This window comes from Algoriphagus sp. AK58 (assembly GCF_014324365.1).
In the GTDB taxonomy this organism is placed as follows: domain Bacteria; phylum Bacteroidota; class Bacteroidia; order Cytophagales; family Cyclobacteriaceae; genus Algoriphagus.
This window is the reverse complement of sequence record NZ_QEIG01000027.1, coordinates 21,959-42,072: the sequence shown is the minus strand read 5'-3', so window position 1 is coordinate 42,072 and position 20,114 is coordinate 21,959. Positions and strand designations below refer to the sequence as shown.

At 41.5% G+C, this 20,114-nt stretch carries 17 protein-coding genes; 14 read left to right on the top strand and 3 right to left on the bottom strand.

Annotation, left to right across the window (positions count from 1 at the left end):
- Nucleotides 1-173: 173 nt before the first annotated feature.
- Entirely contained in the window at nucleotides 174-542 is a 369-nt protein-coding gene (locus DDT91_RS19550) for a hypothetical protein (RefSeq protein ID WP_187177888.1), read from the bottom strand.
- 282 nt (nucleotides 543-824) lie between these two features.
- Here DDT91_RS19550 and DDT91_RS19545 point away from each other — a divergent pair, with 282 nt between their 5' ends.
- The 8 genes from DDT91_RS19545 to DDT91_RS19510 all read left to right on the top strand — a co-directional run bounded on the left by DDT91_RS19545 (nucleotide 825) and on the right by DDT91_RS19510 (nucleotide 8,513).
- Nucleotides 825-1,694, top strand: coding sequence for a phospholipase D family protein (locus DDT91_RS19545; RefSeq protein WP_187177887.1), 870 nt, complete (start codon nucleotides 825-827; stop codon nucleotides 1,692-1,694).
- A gap of 103 nt (nucleotides 1,695-1,797) precedes the next feature.
- Nucleotides 1,798-2,475, top strand: a complete 678-nt coding sequence (locus tag DDT91_RS19540) for a DUF433 domain-containing protein (protein ID WP_187177886.1) — start codon at nucleotides 1,798-1,800, stop codon at nucleotides 2,473-2,475.
- Complete coding sequence (locus tag DDT91_RS19535; protein WP_187177885.1) at nucleotides 2,472-2,888, top strand: hypothetical protein; 417 nt, start codon at nucleotides 2,472-2,474, stop codon at nucleotides 2,886-2,888. Before DDT91_RS19540 ends, DDT91_RS19535 begins: the two co-directional genes overlap by 4 nt.
- A 10-nt stretch (nucleotides 2,889-2,898) precedes the next feature.
- Nucleotides 2,899-4,164, top strand: a complete 1,266-nt coding sequence (locus DDT91_RS19530; RefSeq protein WP_187177884.1) for a DUF6161 domain-containing protein — start codon at nucleotides 2,899-2,901, stop codon at nucleotides 4,162-4,164.
- A 341-nt stretch (nucleotides 4,165-4,505) separates the two neighbouring features.
- A complete protein-coding gene (locus DDT91_RS19525; protein ID WP_187177883.1) occupies nucleotides 4,506-5,681 on the top strand; it encodes an XRE family transcriptional regulator in 1,176 nt (391 codons plus the stop codon).
- Nucleotides 5,678-6,184, top strand: coding sequence for a DUF4411 family protein (locus tag DDT91_RS19520; RefSeq protein ID WP_187177882.1), 507 nt, complete (start codon nucleotides 5,678-5,680; stop codon nucleotides 6,182-6,184). The genes DDT91_RS19525 and DDT91_RS19520 overlap by 4 nt, the downstream gene beginning before the upstream one ends.
- Before the next feature lie 449 nt (nucleotides 6,185-6,633).
- Nucleotides 6,634-7,785 carry a three-Cys-motif partner protein TcmP gene (gene tcmP / locus DDT91_RS19515; protein WP_187177881.1) on the top strand — a complete coding sequence of 384 codons (1,152 nt, stop codon included), beginning with the start codon at nucleotides 6,634-6,636 and terminating at the stop codon, nucleotides 7,783-7,785.
- Complete coding sequence (locus DDT91_RS19510) at nucleotides 7,785-8,513, top strand: DUF5131 family protein (protein WP_187177880.1); 729 nt, start codon at nucleotides 7,785-7,787, stop codon at nucleotides 8,511-8,513. The genes tcmP and DDT91_RS19510 overlap by 1 nt, the downstream gene beginning before the upstream one ends.
- A 5-nt stretch (nucleotides 8,514-8,518) precedes the next feature.
- Here the strand turns inward: DDT91_RS19510 and DDT91_RS19505 are convergent, their stop codons facing one another.
- Entirely contained in the window at nucleotides 8,519-9,670 is a 1,152-nt protein-coding gene (locus tag DDT91_RS19505; RefSeq protein WP_187177879.1) for an AbiH family protein, read from the bottom strand.
- Between the two features lie 715 nt (nucleotides 9,671-10,385).
- On the opposite strand from DDT91_RS19505, the gene DDT91_RS19500 reads away from it, so the two are divergent.
- The 3 genes from DDT91_RS19500 (at nucleotide 10,386) to DDT91_RS19490 (ending at nucleotide 13,350) form a co-directional block, all read left to right on the top strand.
- The gene (locus DDT91_RS19500) at nucleotides 10,386-10,766 is read left to right on the top strand and encodes a PH domain-containing protein (protein WP_187177878.1); all 381 of its coding nucleotides are present in this window, start codon (nucleotides 10,386-10,388) and stop codon (nucleotides 10,764-10,766) included.
- Between the two features lie 197 nt (nucleotides 10,767-10,963).
- Nucleotides 10,964-12,016, top strand: a complete 1,053-nt coding sequence (locus DDT91_RS19495; RefSeq protein ID WP_187177877.1) for a serine protease — start codon at nucleotides 10,964-10,966, stop codon at nucleotides 12,014-12,016.
- Nucleotides 12,017-12,189: 173 nt separating this feature from the next.
- Nucleotides 12,190-13,350: an ATP-binding protein gene (locus DDT91_RS19490; RefSeq protein ID WP_187177876.1), complete on the top strand. Its 1,161-nt coding sequence runs from the start codon at nucleotides 12,190-12,192 to the stop codon at nucleotides 13,348-13,350.
- A 258-nt stretch (nucleotides 13,351-13,608) separates the two neighbouring features.
- On the opposite strand, the gene DDT91_RS19485 is transcribed toward DDT91_RS19490, so the two are convergent.
- Nucleotides 13,609-14,175: a hypothetical protein gene (locus DDT91_RS19485; RefSeq protein WP_187177875.1), complete on the bottom strand. Its 567-nt coding sequence runs from the start codon at nucleotides 14,173-14,175 to the stop codon at nucleotides 13,609-13,611.
- A 197-nt stretch (nucleotides 14,176-14,372) separates the two neighbouring features.
- Between DDT91_RS19485 and DDT91_RS19480 the strand changes: the two genes are divergently transcribed.
- The 3 genes from DDT91_RS19480 to DDT91_RS19470 all read left to right on the top strand — a co-directional run bounded on the left by DDT91_RS19480 (nucleotide 14,373) and on the right by DDT91_RS19470 (nucleotide 20,105).
- Entirely contained in the window at nucleotides 14,373-14,657 is a 285-nt protein-coding gene (locus DDT91_RS19480; RefSeq protein ID WP_187177874.1) for a hypothetical protein, read from the top strand.
- A gap of 658 nt (nucleotides 14,658-15,315) precedes the next feature.
- Entirely contained in the window at nucleotides 15,316-16,896 is a 1,581-nt protein-coding gene (locus DDT91_RS19475; RefSeq protein WP_187177873.1) for a TlpA disulfide reductase family protein, read from the top strand.
- A 2-nt stretch (nucleotides 16,897-16,898) separates the two neighbouring features.
- Nucleotides 16,899-20,105 (top strand): SusC/RagA family TonB-linked outer membrane protein, encoded by a 3,207-nt coding sequence (locus DDT91_RS19470; RefSeq protein ID WP_187177872.1) that lies wholly within the window; start codon nucleotides 16,899-16,901, stop codon nucleotides 20,103-20,105.
- The last annotated feature ends 9 nt before the right edge of the window (nucleotides 20,106-20,114 follow it).

The following is a 20,114-nucleotide window of genomic DNA, read 5'->3' as shown; positions in this document are numbered from 1 at the left end:
ACAACCCGACAACAGGACAACCACTTACTTCTTACAATTTACGACTAACTAAGGCCGTTCTCTCGCCGCCTTGAGTGTCCTAACCCACGGCAACCCACCAAGTTGTCCTGCTTCTCCAGAAGCTGTACTTTTTGGACACAGAACTCCTTATTCAGCCTTCTGACCTCTTCCTTTTAACTCCTATACCCACCCCCATGCGATCGGGACCGCCTGATCAATTGCTCCGGATTTTTCCGGATACTTTCCTTGCGCAACTCACGAAAGGTCTTGTGACCTGGTGGAAAGTAAACAGACTTGATTTTTAATCCCATTTGGATCAAATCCCAAACCCGATCCAGTGCATTTTCCTGCTTTCCTTCCCGAATTTCCCCAATCGCACTTTGGATTTCCCCTTGAATTAACCTCCCTTGATGGATACGCATCTTATACTTTCTGGACATGCCCATATCATCCTTCAAATGTTTTATCTTGGCCCTTACCCGTGCCTCCAACCGCTCCAGTTCAGCCAGTAAACTGCTGAGCTCTTCCTCCGTCAGTTTCATGAATGTTGATTTTATTGACAATTTTATGTCAATAAATCTAACGTTTGAGGCCAGCTAACCAAGCTTTTTTTGTGATAATTCTAAAAAAGAACCATTAGTCTTTAGACTTAAATCCCTCCATTCTTACCTTAAAATCCTCTATTCCTACTCGTTTTTTTGCTTTTATATCAGAAATACCAACTGCTGGGTATTTTCTGTTAAAGAATTTTTTAGGTTATTACGCTCCGTTATTTTAAAAATCTCCTCCAAAACAAACCATAAACCCCAAAATCATAAAATAGCATGAGTAAATTTTTGACTGGCAATGCTTTAAGTGAAGCTATAGAGGCCATTATTTGGGAGGCCCAAAAGACCCTCTTGATCGTTTCGCCATACATCAAACTCGATGAGCACTTCAAAAAATTATTCAATAAGCATAAAGACAATCCCGAACTCCATTTAATCCTGGTTTTTGGCAAGAACGAAAATTCAGTACAGAAGAGCCTAAACAAAGGAGATTTTGACTACTTCAAAGAATTTCCAAATATAAGCATCGTATATGTCCCAAACCTTCATGCAAAGTATTATGGCAACGAATTCCAGGGAATTATTACCTCCATCAACCTGTATGATTATTCCTTTATCAATAATATAGAGTTTGGTGTCCTTTCTGAGCAAAGTCTGTTGAAGTCGATCACCAGATCAACAAGCAGTGATGATGAAGCTTGGGAAAAATGCATGGAAATAGCAGATACGAATGAAGTAGTATTTATCAATAGGCCCATTTTTGAAAATAAAAAAGGATTGCTGAGTAGCAGCAAAGATTACAAGGGATCAAAGGTACTCTTCGATTCCACCGAAAAATTCTACGGAACATTCAAAAAAGACATACCTAGCACAGTTCGCTTATTTGACTATCCGGAAGAATTGGATTCCAACAATAGCCATGTTGAACGTCCTGTTAGACAAGTTCAGGCTCTAGCAGAACCCGCCCACGGTTATTGCATCCGAACCGGTATCCAGATCAAATTCAACCCCAAGCAACCCATGAGCCCGGAGGCTTGGAAATCATGGAGTAAATTTTCCAATGAGAATTACCCGGAGAAGTTCTGTCACAAAACCGGCCAGCCCTCCAATGGCAAAACTTCCATGAAAAATCCGATCTTGAACTAGGTAAATAATTACTAAGGCAAACCCAAAGTACCCCAACTCCTGTCACTTTTTGGACCAGAATTACTTCCCAATCGGTTAATTGGATATCTTTAAAAGCTAAACCATGAAACCTTTCGAAAACATACCTCAACTCGGCACCGGGATCTTCACCATTCGGGAAGTGGCTTCCATTCTGCGTATTCCGTATCCAAAGGTGCTTCGCTGGGTAAAGGAATATTGGGATGGGAGGCTGGGTAAACTTTTTCAAACCCAATATTCTTGGATGACGGAAGGTTCCCGTGCGGTAAGTTTTCATACCGTAGTGGAGCTGTATGTGATGATCCAACTGGCAGAGAAAGGAGTGAAGACCTCTGAAGTGTTGCTTGCTCATCAGAAGCTTTCCCGGATTTACAAAACCCATTTTCCTTTTGCTCAAAAGCAGGTTCTGGAAGAAATACAGACCGATGGCAAGCGAATATTTTGGAAGCGGGGTGAGGATATTGTTTCACTCAATGGATCAGATCAGTTTAATCTGAACATCATCAAAATATTTTTCAAAATGCTGGATTTCGGTGAGGAGGATGTGGTATCGAGACTCTGGCCTATGGGAAAAGATAAGGCTATAGTGATCGATCCTGCCAGGAAGTTTGGTCATCCAATCATCGATGGGAAAAACATCTACCCGGAAACGATTTTTGAACACTTCAAAGCAGGAGATCCGATTCCCTACATTGCCCATATCTACCAGATTACAGAAAAGGAAGCGGAGGATGCCATCAACTACTGTAAGCTGGCGGCATGATCATCTTTACGGATGATAATATCCCTCCGCACCTAGCACCAGGATTTCAACAAATCCAAGGACCCGAGTCTCTTAGAACAGGAATACCTGTTGAAGTCAAACATATTCCAGAGGTATTTGGCAGAGGTTGTAAAGACGAAGACTGGATACCTGAACTGGGGAAATTAAATGCCTGTGTGATTACCCGGGATATCCATCTGAATCGGCGAAAACATGAAGTCGAACTGTTGAAAAATCACAAGCTGGGTGTGTTTTTCTTGAAATCCCAAACCAAAAAGACAGGACTCAGTGTCTGGCAAATGGTGGAAATGTTGGCGAAGACTTGGCCTGATTTAGTTGGAATTGCAGTCAATGAAAAGAGACCATTCGGATATGAGGTGCATTTAAACGGAAAGTTGAAAAAACTCTATTGAAAGATCGATCATGGAATTAAAAGAACTTCGTCAAAAAATAAAAGATTCACCCAGTTGGGAACTTTTTGTCAATGAAGAAACCCATTTAGATTTTCCTAGTATAGGATTGAGGAGGAAGTTTACAGGGGTGTCAGCTTTTTATGAATATGTGCTTGATCAAATTGAAGGGTTTCGAAATATCGAAGGGGATAAGCCCCAGGAAATCGATACTTCCTTTGCTTATTTTAAAGATTTGCGATCAAAGATTATTTCATTTTTTTCCACTTATCAAAATATTCAACCAAATGACTTTTCTAGAGACTGGAATAGAGGTGTAAAGCAATACACAAACGGAAATCGGACGCTTTCAATTTTTGAGTACAATGCTCCTGTTACAAAATTTCTGATTGATGTTTTCCAAAATAAACCTAAAAATTACAAAGGTGCTCTGCACTATATATCACAAAGCATAGTAGTTAATGAATTACAGGCAAGAGATTACTTAAATGGTGTAATCCTAGCCTATGAATACTATCAGCAAGGGCAAACTGAGATTGAAAAAAGGAGAAAGAAAGAAAAGTCTTCGTTGACCCAGCTTCGAAACCAAGTTGATAAATATATTTCAGAAGCAGAAAATCAATTTATTTTACTTTCCAAAAGCCAAGAGGCCAGCGTTAAGGCTACCACTGATGAGATAGAGAGTTATCGATTGGAAAGAAGTAAATTTTTCGAAGAATGGTTGGAGAATACCACAAATGAATTTTCCAAATTTGACGAAGCCGCCAAAAAGAAAGTCACAGAACTAGAAACTCTTTACCGTGACAAATTGAAACTAGAGGCTCCTGCCCAGTATTGGAGAGAGCGATCGGCAAGTTTAAGAAAGGAAGGTTATTGGTGGCTTGGGAGTTTAGTCGTTTCAATTTTGGTCGGAGTTGGGTTACTGGTATTTTCATTGCAGCTTCTCTCGGATGGGGTTTTGGAGGATATATTCAGTGACACTCCATCAGCAATTAAGTGGTCGGTTATCTTCCTAACGTTTGTTTCTTTTTTGGCATTTTTGATCAAAACATTTTCCAAGCTTACCTTTAGTGCCTTCCATTTGGTGCGCGATGCGGAGGAGCGGGAGCATTTGACCATTGTGTTTTTATCCATGCAAAAAGAACAAGCTATAGACCCAACAGAACGCCATTTGATTATGCAATCGCTGTTTAGCCGGGCAGACACAGGACTTTTGAAAGACGAGGGATCACCCACCATGCCTGGAAATATCTTTGATAAGATTGTGACAAAAGGGTGAGTTAAATCCTAAAAATCATCCCTTCCCACCCAAAAATCCTCCCTTCTCCCTCACTTTTTCCTTATTTACCCCAAAAAATACCCACTACCTGAGGACTGAGCGTTAAGAAACAGTCCAGTGGACTGTTTTAGTGAAGGGCCGGACTGTAGCGCTGGGAAATCCCAAAAAATTCCCTTTCTTAGCACAACAAAGCTTTTGATAATCAGCATGAGTAAGCGTGATAAGTCTCCGGTAACTTAAGATGCTTTTTCTGCTCAGGTTCTTTAAAAAAAACTGACAGTTTTTGTCGGACTCAATCTCATTTTAGAGCTTTACTTTCATTAATATTAACTTTGATTCTTATGGCGGAAAAAGTTAAAATCAATCCATCCATCCTCCAGTGGGCTAGAAAAACAGCCAAAATTACTGAGGAACAGGCTGCTGCCAAAGCAGGGGTGAGCCTGGAACGCTACCAAGCTTGGGAACGGGGAGATGATTTTCCGACAATCAGCAAAGCTCAAAAGCTAGCACATGATTTCAGAAGGCCATTTGCCTTGTTTTTTCTTCCCGATGTACCACGTGATTTTCAGCCCCTTCAGGATTTCAGAAGGCTCGGATCTGTAGAATTGGGAACTGGCTCTGCATTTATCATCCGCGAAATCCAACAAAAACAAGCCTGGATATCTGAATTGAATCAGGAGAATGGGGAAAAGCCGCTTCCTTTTGTGGGTAAATTCTCCTCCAAAGATAAGCCAGAGGAAGTGGCAGTCGATATCCTCCATACGCTGCAAATTGATCCTTCCAACTATTCATCTTCCAATGTGATCAAGGACTGGATCTCAGCGGCCGAAAGACAAGGGATATTTGTATCAAGAACAAGCTTTATCCATTCCAAGCTTACTCTGGGCAGTAACGAACTTCAAGGTTTTGCTATTGCTGACCCATTCGCTCCATTTGTTTTTGTTAACTCCGACGATTGGGCAGCGCCGCAGCTCTTTACCTTGGTCCATGAATTGGCTCACCTTTGGATTGCCAAGTCAGGGATCTCCAATGAAGTGGAGCCAGTTACTCCAGATAGGGCTAAGTTTCACCCTGTCGAACTCTTTTGCAATGAGGTGGCTGCTTCCGCATTGATGCCAATGGATTTATTGCATCGTGAAGTTTCAGCTGATTTCAGTTACCGCTATGAGGATGTGTTTTCATTAGCTAGGAGACTGGGAGTAAGTGCTTACGCATTATTGGTAAGATTGTATAAGTTGGGAATGCTTACGCTGTCTCAATATGGAATACTAAAAGAACAGGCTGATCTGGGATTTCAGCAATTCTTGTTAAAAGAAGAACAACGAAAAGCAAAACAAAAAGATAGCGAAGGGGGGCCAAATCCTTACCTGATTAAGCTCAACAAAAACAGCCGACTTTTTACCCAGACTGTATTGGATGCTTTTCGTGGTGGGGTAATAGAACCAACTCAAGCCAGCTACTTGCTCAACGTTCAGGTCAATAAATTTCCCAAACTCGAATCCCTTATTTACGGATGAGTACCGGAAGCACATATTGCCTGGATGCCAATGTGCTGATACAAAGCTGGCAGAAATACTACAATCCAAGATTATGTCCCGATTATTGGAACTTATTAAGCCAACTTGGTGCTCAAGGAGTAGTATTTATTCCAGGAGAAGTGCAACGGGAAATCCTTCGTACCGAAGATGAATTGGCCGATTGGCTCAAAACAAGCTCAATTCCTGTTAAGCCAATCAATACGAAAGTGACCCAATGTCTTGGGGAGATTTATGGCGCACATCCTAGTCACCAAACCTTGGTTGACAACACCAAAGGTAGATCTCTAGCTGACCCCTGGGTAATTGCCCATGCCATGGCAGATAATGCCGTCGTCGTCACCAAAGAGGAGAAAGTCAACGCAGCAAATGCCAAGCGGATCAAAATCCCTAACGTTTGCGAAGCCATGTCCGTCCGATGCATTCATGACTTTGAATTTTTAGAGGAATTGGGGGTGAGGTTTGGTTGTTCGATGATTACTTAGAACTTTTCTAGAACTATCCAAATCCCAAACCCACCTCTTCCCACCCAAAAATCCTCAGTTTCTACCCATTTTTTTCCTTTTCATCCCCAAAAAATACCCACTAGTGGGTATTTTTTCTTTTAAGAAATTCACTTTCTTGCCATTACTAAATCTTTGGAAGTAAATGGGTATAAGTCAGTTGTCAAATCAGAAGAAGTTTTTCCTATTAGGAGTTCTACTGCTGATATGCGCTGGAGCTTTTGCCCAATCCGAATCCAAGGTCTACATCACAAAGACAGGTGCCAAGTACCATCGATCCAACTGCCGATATGCACCGACGGAGTGTGAAGCAATCCTTAATAAACACGCAGAAAGAAAAAATACTGCATGCAAGGTAAGAAAACAAGGAGAATGAATTCATTAGACTTTAGTCAACTAAGATTATGATACAACTTTAGATTTTGAAAAAAATGGAAATAAAGGAAAATAAGTTTTTTGACACTCAAACAATCTCTTCACGGATAAAAGCCAGCATAGTTTCTGAGTATTTTCCGAGCTATTGCAAAATTATTGCACGAAAAAATCAACCTCAAGAATTAAGATATATTGATTTGTTTGCAGGACCTGGAAATTATGCAGATGGAAATCCGTCTACTCCTCTATTAATTGGGCAAAGATGTTTTGAAGATGATTTCTTGCGGAAAAACGTTAAATTTATTTTTAATGATAACGTATACTATAAAGAGCTTGAACAAAATTTCAATAGCAAGTTTCCTTTAGGAACTTTTAATAAAGCTCCTCATTTTGGAAAAAGTACAGTAGGTGAGAATTTAGATATCACTGAATTTCTAAAAAAGAACACTCATGCTGGGAAATTAAATTCAAAACCATCATTACTTTTTATTGATCCCTTTGGTTATAAAGGTATTGAGACAGTAGTCCTTGCAGAATTTTTAAAAAATTGGGGAAACGAGATATTTATATTCGTGAATACGAAAAGAATTCATCCTGCTTTAGAAAATGATAAATTTGAAGATTTAATGATTGACTTGTTTCCAACTACCTATTTGAAACTTAAAAATGATAGGAGATTTAAAGCTACTGTTCCGCAAAGACTTCGTCTTATTATTGATTGCTTAGGATTGGAATACAGAAATATTTTAAAGGCTAATGTGTTTTATACTGCATTCAAATTTCAAGAGGAAGATTCTGAAGGTACTAGTCACTATATATTACATCTTACCAAAGGTCCAAGAGGATACGATTTAATTAAAACTATTTATAATGATTTCGCAAATGTAGGAACAGTTTTTGATGGAGTAAATACTTATACATTTGACGCTAAAAGATATGGAAAGGAAGTGATAGAGCTTTTTGATCTTAAATCGACAAATATTGATATCCTTGCAAATCAATTGTCTGAGAAATATGCTGGAAAATCCCTCACCGCAGACAAATTGTTTGATGAAGATCATATAAATGGTTTATATAGTAGGAGTCATTACACTGAAGCGTTAAGGCGTTTATTTAATGAAAGAAAACTTGAATCTTTTTTCACTGACAATAAAAGTCATAAAGTTCCACTATTAATTTCTAAAGATTGTATATTAAAATTTAAATAATGGCAAACTCAACCATAGAATGGACTGAATTAACATGGAATCCTACAACAGGATGTACTAAGATTTCTTCAGGATGTAAATTTTGTTATGCAGAAATCATGACAAGGAGGTTAAAGGCTATGGGGCAGGAGAAATATAAGGAAGGTTTTAAAAAAGTTCGAATCCATGAGGATACTTTAAGGATTCCTTACACTTGGAAGAAATCCAAAGTGGTCTTTGTCAATTCCATGTCCGATCTGTTTCACAAGGATGTGCCGCTGGAATTTATCCAAAAGGTATTTCAGGTCATGAAGGACAATGGACAGCATGTCTTCCAAGTCCTGACCAAACGGGCAGATCGACTTGCTGAAATCAGCCATCTACTGCCTTGGGCGCATAATATCTGGATGGGGGTCTCTGTCGAAGATGATCGGGTACTGGATCGGATTGATTTTTTGCGTCAGACCGGAGCGAAGGTCAAATTCCTCTCCTGTGAACCGCTGATCGGACCATTAACAAATATGAACTTGGACGGAATCGACTGGGTCATCGTCGGAGGAGAGAGTGGACACAAACCTCGGCCCATGGACCCGGAATGGGTCTTGGATATTCAGGAGCAATGCCAAGCCGCTAAAGTCGCTTTCTTTTTCAAACAGTGGGGTGGCAAAAACAAAAAGAAGGCAGGACGAGAACTCAATGGGCAGACCTTTGATGAGATGCCTGAGGTGGAGGTGGAGAGGTATATTTGAAAATTTTATTTCTCATCTTTCGGCTGAACCATAGGTTCACATTTTGTCTTATTCACAACTTTGGCTCTCAAATCAGATTTGCTTTTAAAATGTCTAGCAATTGCGTAGGTCTTTTGTTCGTAATCGTCATTTCCATTGTTTGAATAATAGAAATTTTTAATCGATATGCAGTTTTGATTTTCGAAGATCGTATTCAACATAGTGCGGTCGGATAATCCACAAGAATGCCCATAAATATGAACTTGAAAAGGGTCGCTATTAATGAATTCTAGGAGTTTTCTATAATTGTCAAAGTGGAGATACTTGAAAGATTTAATGTGTTCGAATAAAGCATCATTATTCATGTTTTCAAATTCAATATAGTCCTTGTCTAATTCATCCCCGTAGCCAAAAACTAAGCCCTGTATTGTAATGTCATCACCATCTAACTCTCCATGAATCGGAATATACATTATAGGAAATCCGTTTATTTTTTTTGAATATTCTAATGCTATTTGAGTATAATTAAAGTTTAAAATACAGATTGTATTGGGAGAAATATCCTTTTCTACTGTATTTGGCATTGTTTCTATCCTAGAGATTTTTTGAGTAAATTGATTTAGTAATTTCTGGAAAGGATCAATGTTATATCTTTTAACTTCTTCTTGAAGATAAGATTTCAATTTATTTTTTAGAATCTCAAGTTCTTTATTCACTTTTTCTATTTCTTTCGAATCATTTGATTTACTCGCTATCCTTAGGAGATCAAAAAAAACTAACTCAATATCAACCCAAGATTTTTTTTCAATTGAAAGAATTATGCTTTTTAAAAATTCTGATTTATAATTAATTGAGACTCGATCTCGGTTGATTATATTTATGAATTTTTTATAAATTTCAAATTCATCAAGAGTGTCTAAGTTAATTTTTAAATCATGGTGAATAACATGGCATATGATTGAAATAAGCTCGTCTTCATATTTATTGTTTTTCTTTAACTCATTTAATATTTTTTTTGAATAATCCTCTATAAAATCCTTAAAACTGGTTTTCAATCCATGAGCAAGATCAAATCCATTTCCAATAATTATAAGTCTGTTAACTTCTTTGTACTTATCAAAAAATGAATGATCAATTTCAGGAACTGACCTATTCATTACTCCTCCGAAATCTGGCATCTTATAATTTCCAAGCATTAAAAGCCTCCTTTCAAATTAAATTATTTTCCTTAACGATAAATTACACCACCTCCCTCAAACAACTCTGCAACCAGGGTTCTAGGTTGATGTGATGGGTTTCGATTTCTAGTTCGAGCTGATCGCATAAGGCCGTTGAGTCATTGACTTTTTATAAAATGGGTTTTAGGGAATTGATAAATTGAAGTCCAACTAGGATTAATTTTTACAGGTGCAAAGTGACAACTCTCCACCGTTCCTCTTAATTTATTGGCGGAGTCCCAGAGGGTTTCCTCCATGGATTTGGTATTCTTTAGGGTATTGGTTTTGGCCATTATTGGGTAATCTTTTATTTAAATTTAAGTGATTGGGAGAAGTTAGCCCCTATTTTCGTGATTGGTTGACCGGAATTTGCTTTCAAAGCCTTCAACTGATCAGTGTAAGTGAGTATTTTCTGGATTTTATCATTTAGCACGAGAAAAACCTCCATTCCCCCTCAATTTTTTCCTTTTGATACCAAATATACCCAGTAGTGGGTATTTTTTCTCCCCAAAAATTCCCTTTCTTAGCGATACGAAGTTTAAGTTGATCAGTGGGTCAAAGGCTAATGCTTTTCGGAAGCGATTTTAAGGATTTTTGGTCTGTACCAGTTCCAAGGTAGAAGAGGGATTAACGGATACTCCTAGTCAAATTTTAGAGTTTAGTCATTTTATAGATTATGGGCTTTTTTAACAAAATACTGGGCAATTCCAGCGAGGTTTCCTCCGAGAAATTGCTGGATAAGTACGGCAGACTTCTCTGCGAGGATGAACGGATCGAACTTGGATTTCAGCTGATTCGGGACACCTTTATGTTTACCAACAAGCGCTTGATTCTGATCGATGTGCAGGGGCTGACGGGGAGTAAGATAGAGTACAAGTCCATGCCCTATAAGAATATTTCCAGATTCTCGCTGGAAACGGCGGGAACCTTTGACCTGGACGCCGAACTGAAGATCTGGATCTCCAGCGAGTCCCTCCCATCAGTCAGTAAAAAGTTTAACAAAAGCATCGATGTCTATGAAGTGCAGCGATATATGGTCGGAAAGGTGGTCGGGTAGAGCAGGAAGGCACCCCGTCGCCCACTTTTGAAGCGAAACTTTTAAGCCCATGATCCCGATTGAAAAAATTGCGGAAAAGGTATTTAACGAACTAAATGAATCCAAAAGGTGCACATACATGACAAATTTTGGGGGGATAAGTTCACCAAAGGTGTACAGATAAATAAGTTGGCAATAATTATAAAAACAAAAACTGCATGTATAAACAGGATTGGGATTTAAAAGGAAATTTGAATACAGCTGGAATGAATATTTCAAGTTATATTCAACAAGTTATAAAAGAACAATTACCTGAGTATTCAGAATTCTTTCCGTTTAAAGTCGGTTATAGCAGTAATTCGTATTCAGAGGGAGATTTTTACTGTTTACAAATTAAGGAAATAATTAGTCAAATGCCTCATGTTGGAGATTTAAAAGACCAATCAATAATAGACCTTTCAAAGCAGATTTATGACATAAATCCATTTCCTTCATTCGAAGAATCCTATAAGATAATTAATAACAAAGGATTTTCATTTGATACCTTTACCTACATTGGTCAAAAAGATGGGAACAAGTTATCATGGCCTCATATTGCTGAAAATGTAATAGCCTGGTTAAATCACATTGTTGTTCCTCGTGTAATGGAAATGAATGTAAAAAGAGTAAAAGATGCTATTCCAACTCCACCAAATTATGATATGCAGAAAGTATTGAACAACATATACGTGATTGAAAGTGAAGAGGGGATTTTACAGGGAACTGCATTTCATTTAAAAGGAATTGGCGTTATTACTTGCGACCATTGTGTACGTAATGAAGACACTAATGAGATTTTAAAGGATTTAAAACTTTACAGAGGACATGATATTTCAAAGAAAATAGATGTTAAGGTAAAATCCTCAAATTCTAGTATTGATATAGCTCTACTTGATGTTGATAAAGATTTTTTAAATGATGGACTTGAACGAGGGTCTACTGATAACTTGAAACAAATGGAACATGTTGCAATTTCAGGATTTCCTAATTATAATTATGGTGATAACGGAATTTTTTCACCTGGATTAATTGTGGGATTTAGAGTTTATTCTGGAATTAGACATATATTAGTTAACACTCCATTGATTTCAGGAAATAGCGGAGGACCTGCAATTAATAAAGACAATTTAGTGGTTGGGATTGCAGTTACAGGAGCGGAAAGAATGTCTAAAGCACATGAAACTGAAAAACATGGACTAATTCCGATTGACGTAATTGATTTGATAAAATAACTATTGCCAACACGCGGTATAGCCAATAAGGGTTTCGATGGTATGCAAAGGGTTGTAGCCCGCTTCAACTTTTCGTGTAGCTTGATAGGAAATCGCCCGCAATCCCTTACTGGCCATACCGCCAATTGTTACCTGTAATTTTAAAAACTGACAATAAAATCTAATTAGGAAATATGAATCCAATTGAAAATCCATACAGACCAGGCGCAGGAACAAAACCAGTTTTCTTGGCAGGTCGTGATGAAATTATTAGTAAAGCTGACACTTTAATAAAACGAGTAAAAATTGGTAACCCTCAACGTTCACTTATGTTATACGGTCTACGTGGTGTTGGCAAGACTGTTTTGCTTAACAAAATAAGTGAACTTGCTGAAACAGAAAATTATATTGTTGAACAAATTGAAATGTCTGAAAATGACGATTTCAGAAAAGTAATTGCAGGATTTATTCGAAAAATACTACTAAAAATTAATCGCATAGAAAATGCAAAAGAGAAACTATTGAAAGCATTAGGCGTGTTTAAGGCGTTTTCAATATCAATGCCAGATGGACCAGAATTTAAAATTGACGTTGATGCTATTTCAGGTGAAGCGGACTCTGGTGATTTTGAATCAGACTTAACTGACCTATTCGTAAACATTGGACAAGCTGCAAAAGAAGAAGGAAAATGTGTTTGTATATTAATTGATGAGACACAATATTTAAAAGAAAAGGATATGGCGGCACTTATTGCCTCTTGCCATAAGATTTCCCAAAAAGAACTTCCATTAGTTGTTGTATGTGCCGGACTTCCTTCTATTGCTGCATTATCTGGAGACGCTAAATCATATGCAGAGAGGCTTTTTGAGTTTATCCCAATCAAATATTTGGAATCACCACAGGACGCGCTTGCAATTACAGAACCAGCCAAGAAAAAAAATGTAACATATGAAAGCGATGCTGTACTAGAATTTATAAAGGTAACAAGGGGTTATCCATACTTTATTCAAGAATTAGGAAAACACACTTGGGACTTAGCACATAGTTCACCAATAACAGTTGACGATGTGAAAAATGCAACGGCAACAACGTTAAAGGAATTAGACAATAGTTTTTTCAAAGTAAGATTAGATAGGGCAGCAGGACGTGAGAAAAGACTAATGTATGGAATGGCTGAATTAGGACAAGGTCCATATTTAATGGCTGATGTTGCAAAAAAAGTTGGAATAAAAGTAAGTTCATTAAGTCCAACAAGAGCGACATTGATAAGTAAAGGTTTCATATATACACCTGAATTTGGATATATAGACTTTACTGTTCCTTTGTTCGACGACTTCTTAAGACGAAATAAATAAAAAACTACAGGTAACAACTAGGTTTTCGTGCTGCTTGCAAAGCCACGCATGAAACCACTGTTGCACTGCCTGTCCCGATTATTTCGGGAAAACCGGTGAGGTGCCTATGGGGATTGAGTCGGAATTTCAGTTGGATTTGTATTTTCTTACAGCTGAAAATGTCTCCTCAGAATTGTTCGTGGCGGTTAAAAAGTCATCTAATCAAAGCATTTACAGCCCTTCCAGACCCGTTTTGGAAGGGCTTTTTTTGATAGCGATTTATGGTTCATAATAATGGTTTATTTTTTGTTTACTTTCTGTACCATCTTTTTTCATGAATGTCTTTTTTTGGAAAGTTAAATATCCAGTATCGACAAGATATAGAAGGCTTTTCGTTGCTTTTTCGCTAATGACTTTAATTTGATATTTGGCCAGTTCTTTGACTACCTGGTTTACTTGTTTTTCAGATTCGAAGTACCCATTTTCCACCAGTAATATTCGAATCCTGAATGTGAGACTGTTTTCATTCTTAAGATTTATGAAAAAACTTGGATTGTTTCTGTTGGCATCTTTAAACTGGTTCATGTGTTGAATCCCCTTTTTGGTCTTTCGAAGTTTAAAATTTGGGTTGTATACATCTGCGGTGGTAATTCCAAGTTTTTCCGAGAGTGAAGCAGCTATAGCATCACTTATTGATCTTCTCCCTCTTCGTAAAGAATAGATATGGTCAGAAGACAATTCTAGAAAAGCAGCCATCCCAAGAGGAGTTAGCTCTAGAAAAGTTAAAAATTCTTTAAATCTTTGAGCGGATCTTTGGTCAAGGGTCTGATTTAAATTCTCTTCCATGACCAAATGGATCAAATAAAATAGTCTAAAAAGTGGTCAAATATTTTTGAATTAATCTTACTTCTATTTACATTTAACCAGTTGAAAATATGGACTGATGAAGTCCATCTTCTTAGCATTAATCAAAAAGAGTCTCGACTGCAATTCCGACAATTTGTACTAGGACGAGACGGTAGGTTAATGCTCAAGAGATTATTATGCGTACTTTCGTATGCACTATAGCTCTTGGGCCCTATCGTAATTCCGTTCCTAAAGGCGTCGGAACCTGCAGTGCGGTAGATTGGTGCCCAGGCTATGGTGCTCCATTTTTATCGAAAAAGACTCGTTTTACCACTTTTCATTATGAAAGCGAGCGTTTGGAAAAAGTTGCTTTATCTAGCCCTAAGGGAGTGGGGGATCTCAGTATCCCTGTGCCTCCCTATGCATCCGCTCAGGTATTACGGGTCATTCCGCTCTTGCCGGGTTCACCCCGGACCTATTAGACCACATTTCCTCAGTCCGCCTATGGCTCCAGCCGGGATCATCGCCTCTGATTGGCTCTATCCCCTAAAGCCGAAAAACCCGATTTGAAGATTCAGTACAGCGTACACTTTTTCTCCCCGATTGCCCGACCAGGACTTTGTACCCTCCGGTTGGCATACCACCGATGATCCGGGAGTGATGTTACCGTCATTGCGAGGAGGTCTCTTTATGGCCAAAAGATCTAATAAGGACTAAGACCGCCGAAGCAATCTCACAGAAGGGAGTACTGCATAGGATGAGACTGCTTCGTCGTTCCTCCTCGCAGTGACGTCTCCGATTGGTGTGACTGCTTCGCTCCGTGCCTCCGCTCGCACCTATCCCGAAGAATTTCGGGAGTGACGAAAACCGATAAGCCCTTTCCACTGCAGGGAAATTTTCGCTTATCACCAAATCCTTTAATTATTAACCACTTACTGACCGATTTTCGGCAGAACGGGAAAGCTATGCCCATTGAGAATACAAGTTCAGGCTTCACGTCTACAATCAATTGGTAAGCTCAATGGAGTATTTCAGGCTCCTGATTTCAGAATTCAGAATTTATACTTCTGACTTCTCTCCCGTCTTCCGTCGCTTGCACTGAGCGTAGTCGAAGTGCCGGTCTTCCAACTCATTACAAGCATGCAAAAAATCCTACTCACATGCTTCCTGGCACTGCCATGCCTTTTCCTCAAGGCTCAAAGCCCTCCAGAGAAGCCCGTTTTCGTCCATGGCGAAATCCGACAAGCCATCCCTCAGGATTCACTCCGTCTGATCTTTTGGGATCATTATTTAGGCCAGTTCGTCTCTTTTGCTGGCAAGTCCATGACCTATGTCCCCATCCTGCCCGGCTCTATCCTTCAGGGTAATTCGGAAAGTGGGGTAATCCAGCTGTCTACAGCTCCGATATCCCAGCCAGCCTACCTCTCCATTTCCTCCATCTTGGGCGACTTCTACCTCGACCGATTCCTGGTGGAGCCGGGAGATTCACTCCTCTTTTCCCTGGACCTCAGGTTGGGAAAACTGATCTTCCTCGGTCCACAGGCTGACAAGTTCACCCTCCAGCATCGGCTGGCACTGATTCGGGCCGCAGAAATGAGCGCCGAGACTCCTTCCTTTCACCTGAGAGCAGGACAAGACCCCCAAGCTCAGCAACAGGAGTTCTTGCTCAAATCCCCTCCTTCCTTCACCTTTTCCCCGAGAAACATGGTCTTTGTCCAGCCTGGCGAACCTCGCTACCGGTGGATGATCCGGCAGCTTCAGTCCCTTCCCCGGCAGGATCCCAGATTACGAGAATTGGAAAAGTGGACTCCTGACCCTTCCTCAGGCATTTCCGGGGAGTTTTTGCAAATCCTTCAGGCTGATATACTGGGTGAAGCTGCCTCCAGGTCCCTGTCACTCATCAAAAATTTGCCGCTGGATTCTCCTGAGCAGACCAACTTGCTGATCAGGGAATACCTTCAGCGTGTAGGAGAGCTTTCGGTTCCTGATTCCATCGCGGTCAAATCCGCATACTTCCCCCAATTCCTGATCGATAAGGAAAGCCTTTTGGCCCTACAGACTAAAGAAAGTCTTTTTTCCAGACTGGAATCCAATTACGGGCAGTTACTCTTCGACGAACTGGCAGCACGATTTCTCTTTGCCAATTACCAAAGACTGCCGGACTTCAGAGGTGCTGTAGCGTCGGCCTTGGAAAGAATGCAGGCAGATTACCTGAAGATTAGACTTCAGGCACTGGCACAGGCCCATCAGCCGGGATTGCCCGCGGAGGCCTTGAATATGACAGACCTGCAGGGCAATCCGGTTTCACTCCAAAACTTCAAAGGCAAGACCCTGCTTCTGGCTTTCTGGTTCCCGGGCTGCACCCCCAGCAAGCTCATGCACGAACGCCAGCTGACCAAAGTCATGGACCGCTTCAGGGATCATCCGGATTTCAGACTCATCTCCGTAAACACCGACCCGGACCCGGAGCTCTGGAAAACCTATCTGAAAGAAAACCCGGGTTATTCCTTTGGCAACCTGCACCTGTTTTTGGGTGGGAGAGATGTGCATCCCTTTTTGACCCATTATGATATTCAGGCCTATCCGGCCCTGATGCTCATCGACGCAGAGGGGAATCTGATCCGCTCGCTTAAAATGCCATCCCAGGCAGAGGGACTGATTGACCTCATCGCTTCACAGCTCCATCCCACTTCTAACCATTCCAACCCAAATATTCCTTAACCATGAAGAAAACCTTACTTATCGGGCTTTTCCTGCTTTGGATAGCAGAAAGCCTCCATGCCCAAATCGCTCAGGAAAAGACCATCCGAGGGCAGATCATCTCAGCGGAAGATCAAAGCCCCCTGCCGGGTGCGGCCATTGTCCTGAAAGGAACCACCAAAGGTACTGTCACCGATGCAGATGGAATGTTTTCCATTACAGTTCCAGTAGTTGGAGATCAGGTGTTGATGGTCAGCTTTGTGGGCTTTGTCTTACAGGAGCTTCGTACCGAAAGCCTCAACGCGGATTTGATTACCCTGAGGCTCAGCCCGGACAACATTCAGCTGGACGGAGTAGAGGTGCTTTCCACGGGATATCAGCAACTTCCCCGAGAGCGGGCCACAGGCTCCTTTGCCTACCTGGATGAGCCCATCATCACCCGAAGAGTAAGTACGGGGATCCTCGATAGACTGGAAGATATCACGCCGGGCCTGATATTCAACAGGGACCGCACCACCCCCAATGACATTTCTATCCGGGGGACTTCCACCATCTTTGCCGAATCCCGCCCGCTCATCGTCGTTGATCAGTTTCCCTATGACGGCCCCATCGAAAGTATCAATCCCAACGATGTGGAATCCATCACAGTGCTTAAAGATGCCGCCGCTGCCTCGATCTGGGGCGCCAGAGCCGGAAATGGAGTGATCGTCATTACCACCAAGTCTGGCAGGGCAGGAGAGAGGCCGAGAGTATCCTTCACGTCCAACTTCACCGGAATTCAGGAAACAGACCCCTACTACCTTCCCGAAATCTCCTCAAAGGATCTCGTAGCTGTCGAAAAGGAGATGTTCTCCAGAGGAATCTACACCGCAAGGGAAAACTCGAGAAATCTCCCTTTGCTATCCCCGGCCATCGAGACGCTGATCCTGCTCAGAGATGGGAAAATCACCCAACAGGAGGCAGATAGCCGGCTGGCAGCCTATTCGTCCCACAACTATCGCGATGAACTGGCCAAGTATTACTACCGCCCGGCATTCCAGCAGCAATACGCTCTTGGAATACGTGGTGGAGCGGATCGGCATCGGTATTCCATCTCGTTGGGATACGACAAAAACCTGAGTGGCATCGAAGGCAATGACAATTCCCGCTGGACGGCAAATCTGAAAAATGACTGGAACCTCATCCAAAACAGACTGCAAATCAAGACGGGCCTATACCTGGCCAATGGAAAAAACAACCAGCGGACCAGTCTGCCTCAAGGGCTTTCCGCTCCCTATGTCCGATTGGCCGACCTGAATGGGAATCCGGCTGCTTTGGCGAGATCTTACCGAGAGCCGTTTTTGAACCAGGCCGAATCCAATGGATTATTGGACTGGAAATATTACCCCCTGGCTGAGTTGGGTCAGGAAACCAACGAGCGGGAATTTCTGGACCTGAGAGCGAATTTCAACCTGAGTTTCAAGATTCTGGAAGGATGGACCATGGATGCCCTTTACCAATATTGGACGAATACAGGGAGAACTTGGGAATTGCAGACTGAAAATTCCTTCTATACCCGGGACCTGATCAATACATTTACCCAAGTAGCCGCAAATGGGGCCCAGACACTGGCCATCCCACGAGGCTCCATTGCAGATCTTGGTGAGTCCCGATCCCAAAGTGACCATCTGCGAATTCAGACCTCATTCAACCGCACGGTCAATCAGCGTCACGATTGGGCAGCAATAGCAGGATTGGAAATCAAAAGTCTGGATACCGAAACGAATTCGTCCAGATTTTATGGATATGATGAGGAATTGGGGGCCTCCCTGGGCGTGGACTACGTGACCCGGTTTAGAAGGTACCACAATGCTTCTCTGGTCAATATACCCTATCGAAACAATCACACCGGTTTATCCGACAGGTTCCTCTCTTACTATGCCAATGCCTCCTATACTTTGGATAAAAAGTACACCCTCTCGGCCAGTGCCCGAAAGGATGCTTCTAACTTATTTGGGGTAGAATCCAACCAAAAGGGCGTGCCCCTATGGTCAATTGGAGGCAGTTGGACCTTGAGTGAAGAATCCTTTTATAGTTCAGGGGCACTGCCTTACCTGAGGTTGAGAACTACCTTTGGATACAACGGAAACGTGGACAGAGGTGTCTCTGCCTATACCACGGCATATCTGCTGCCGGGTTCATCCAATAACCTTACCCGGCTGTCTAGCTATGCGATCCAAAATCCCCCAAACCCCGAACTGAGATGGGAGAGGGTGAAGACAGTCAACTTTGCACTTGATTTTGAAACCAAAGACGGTGGACTTTCCGGAAGCATGGATTATTACTTCAAGCAGGGACTCGATCTCATCGGCGACCAGCCCTTTCCATCCTCTACCGGAGTGACACTGTTTCGCGGAAACTTTGCCAATACCCGGACCCAAGGATTGGATCTCCTGCTTAGATACAGGGTAATCAACAGAGGAGTCCGCTGGAACCAGACCCTGTTGTTCAATTGGTTGAAGGAAGAGGTGACTTCCTATGAGGTTCAGGCACTGCCGGTCCAATATACCAACTATGGCTTTGGAGGGTCGGGAACATTTCCAGCCCCACTGAAAGGGTACCCGCTTTTTTCTGTTTTTGCTTACCCTTGGGCAGGTCTGGACCCAGCCAATGGAAATCCATTAGGACTGGTCGAGGGGCAGCCAACGACAAACTATAATGCTATTATCAACTCAACGCCGATAGAAGAATTGGTGTACATGGGTCCTGCCCGTCCTAATGTGTTCGGATCGTGGATGAATACGATAAGCTGGAAGGGCTGGTCTTTCTCTGCCAATATCTCTTATCGACTGGGATATTTTGTAAGGAGACAACCCTTGATCTACAACAGTTTGTACCAAGGGGGTACGGTCCACGAAGATTATTCCCGACGCTGGCAGAAGCCCGGAGACGAACTCATTACCCAAGTGCCTTCATTTCCGATGAGCCAGGTGTCCAACCGGGATAATTTCTACAACCGCTCAGAAATCATGGTAGTCAAAGGAGACCACATCCGTCTTCAGGATATCAGGGTTTCATACACGCTTCAGGGCCAAAGGCTTCTGGGATTGCCGTTCGCAGGCTTGGAAATGTATGCCTATGCCAACAACCTGGGAATCCTTTGGAAGAAAACCGATGAATTCAAAGACCCGGACTTTAGAACAGTTCAGGCTTTGACCTCTCTTTCGATAGGTTTCAAAGCAGACTTCTGATAGTAATAA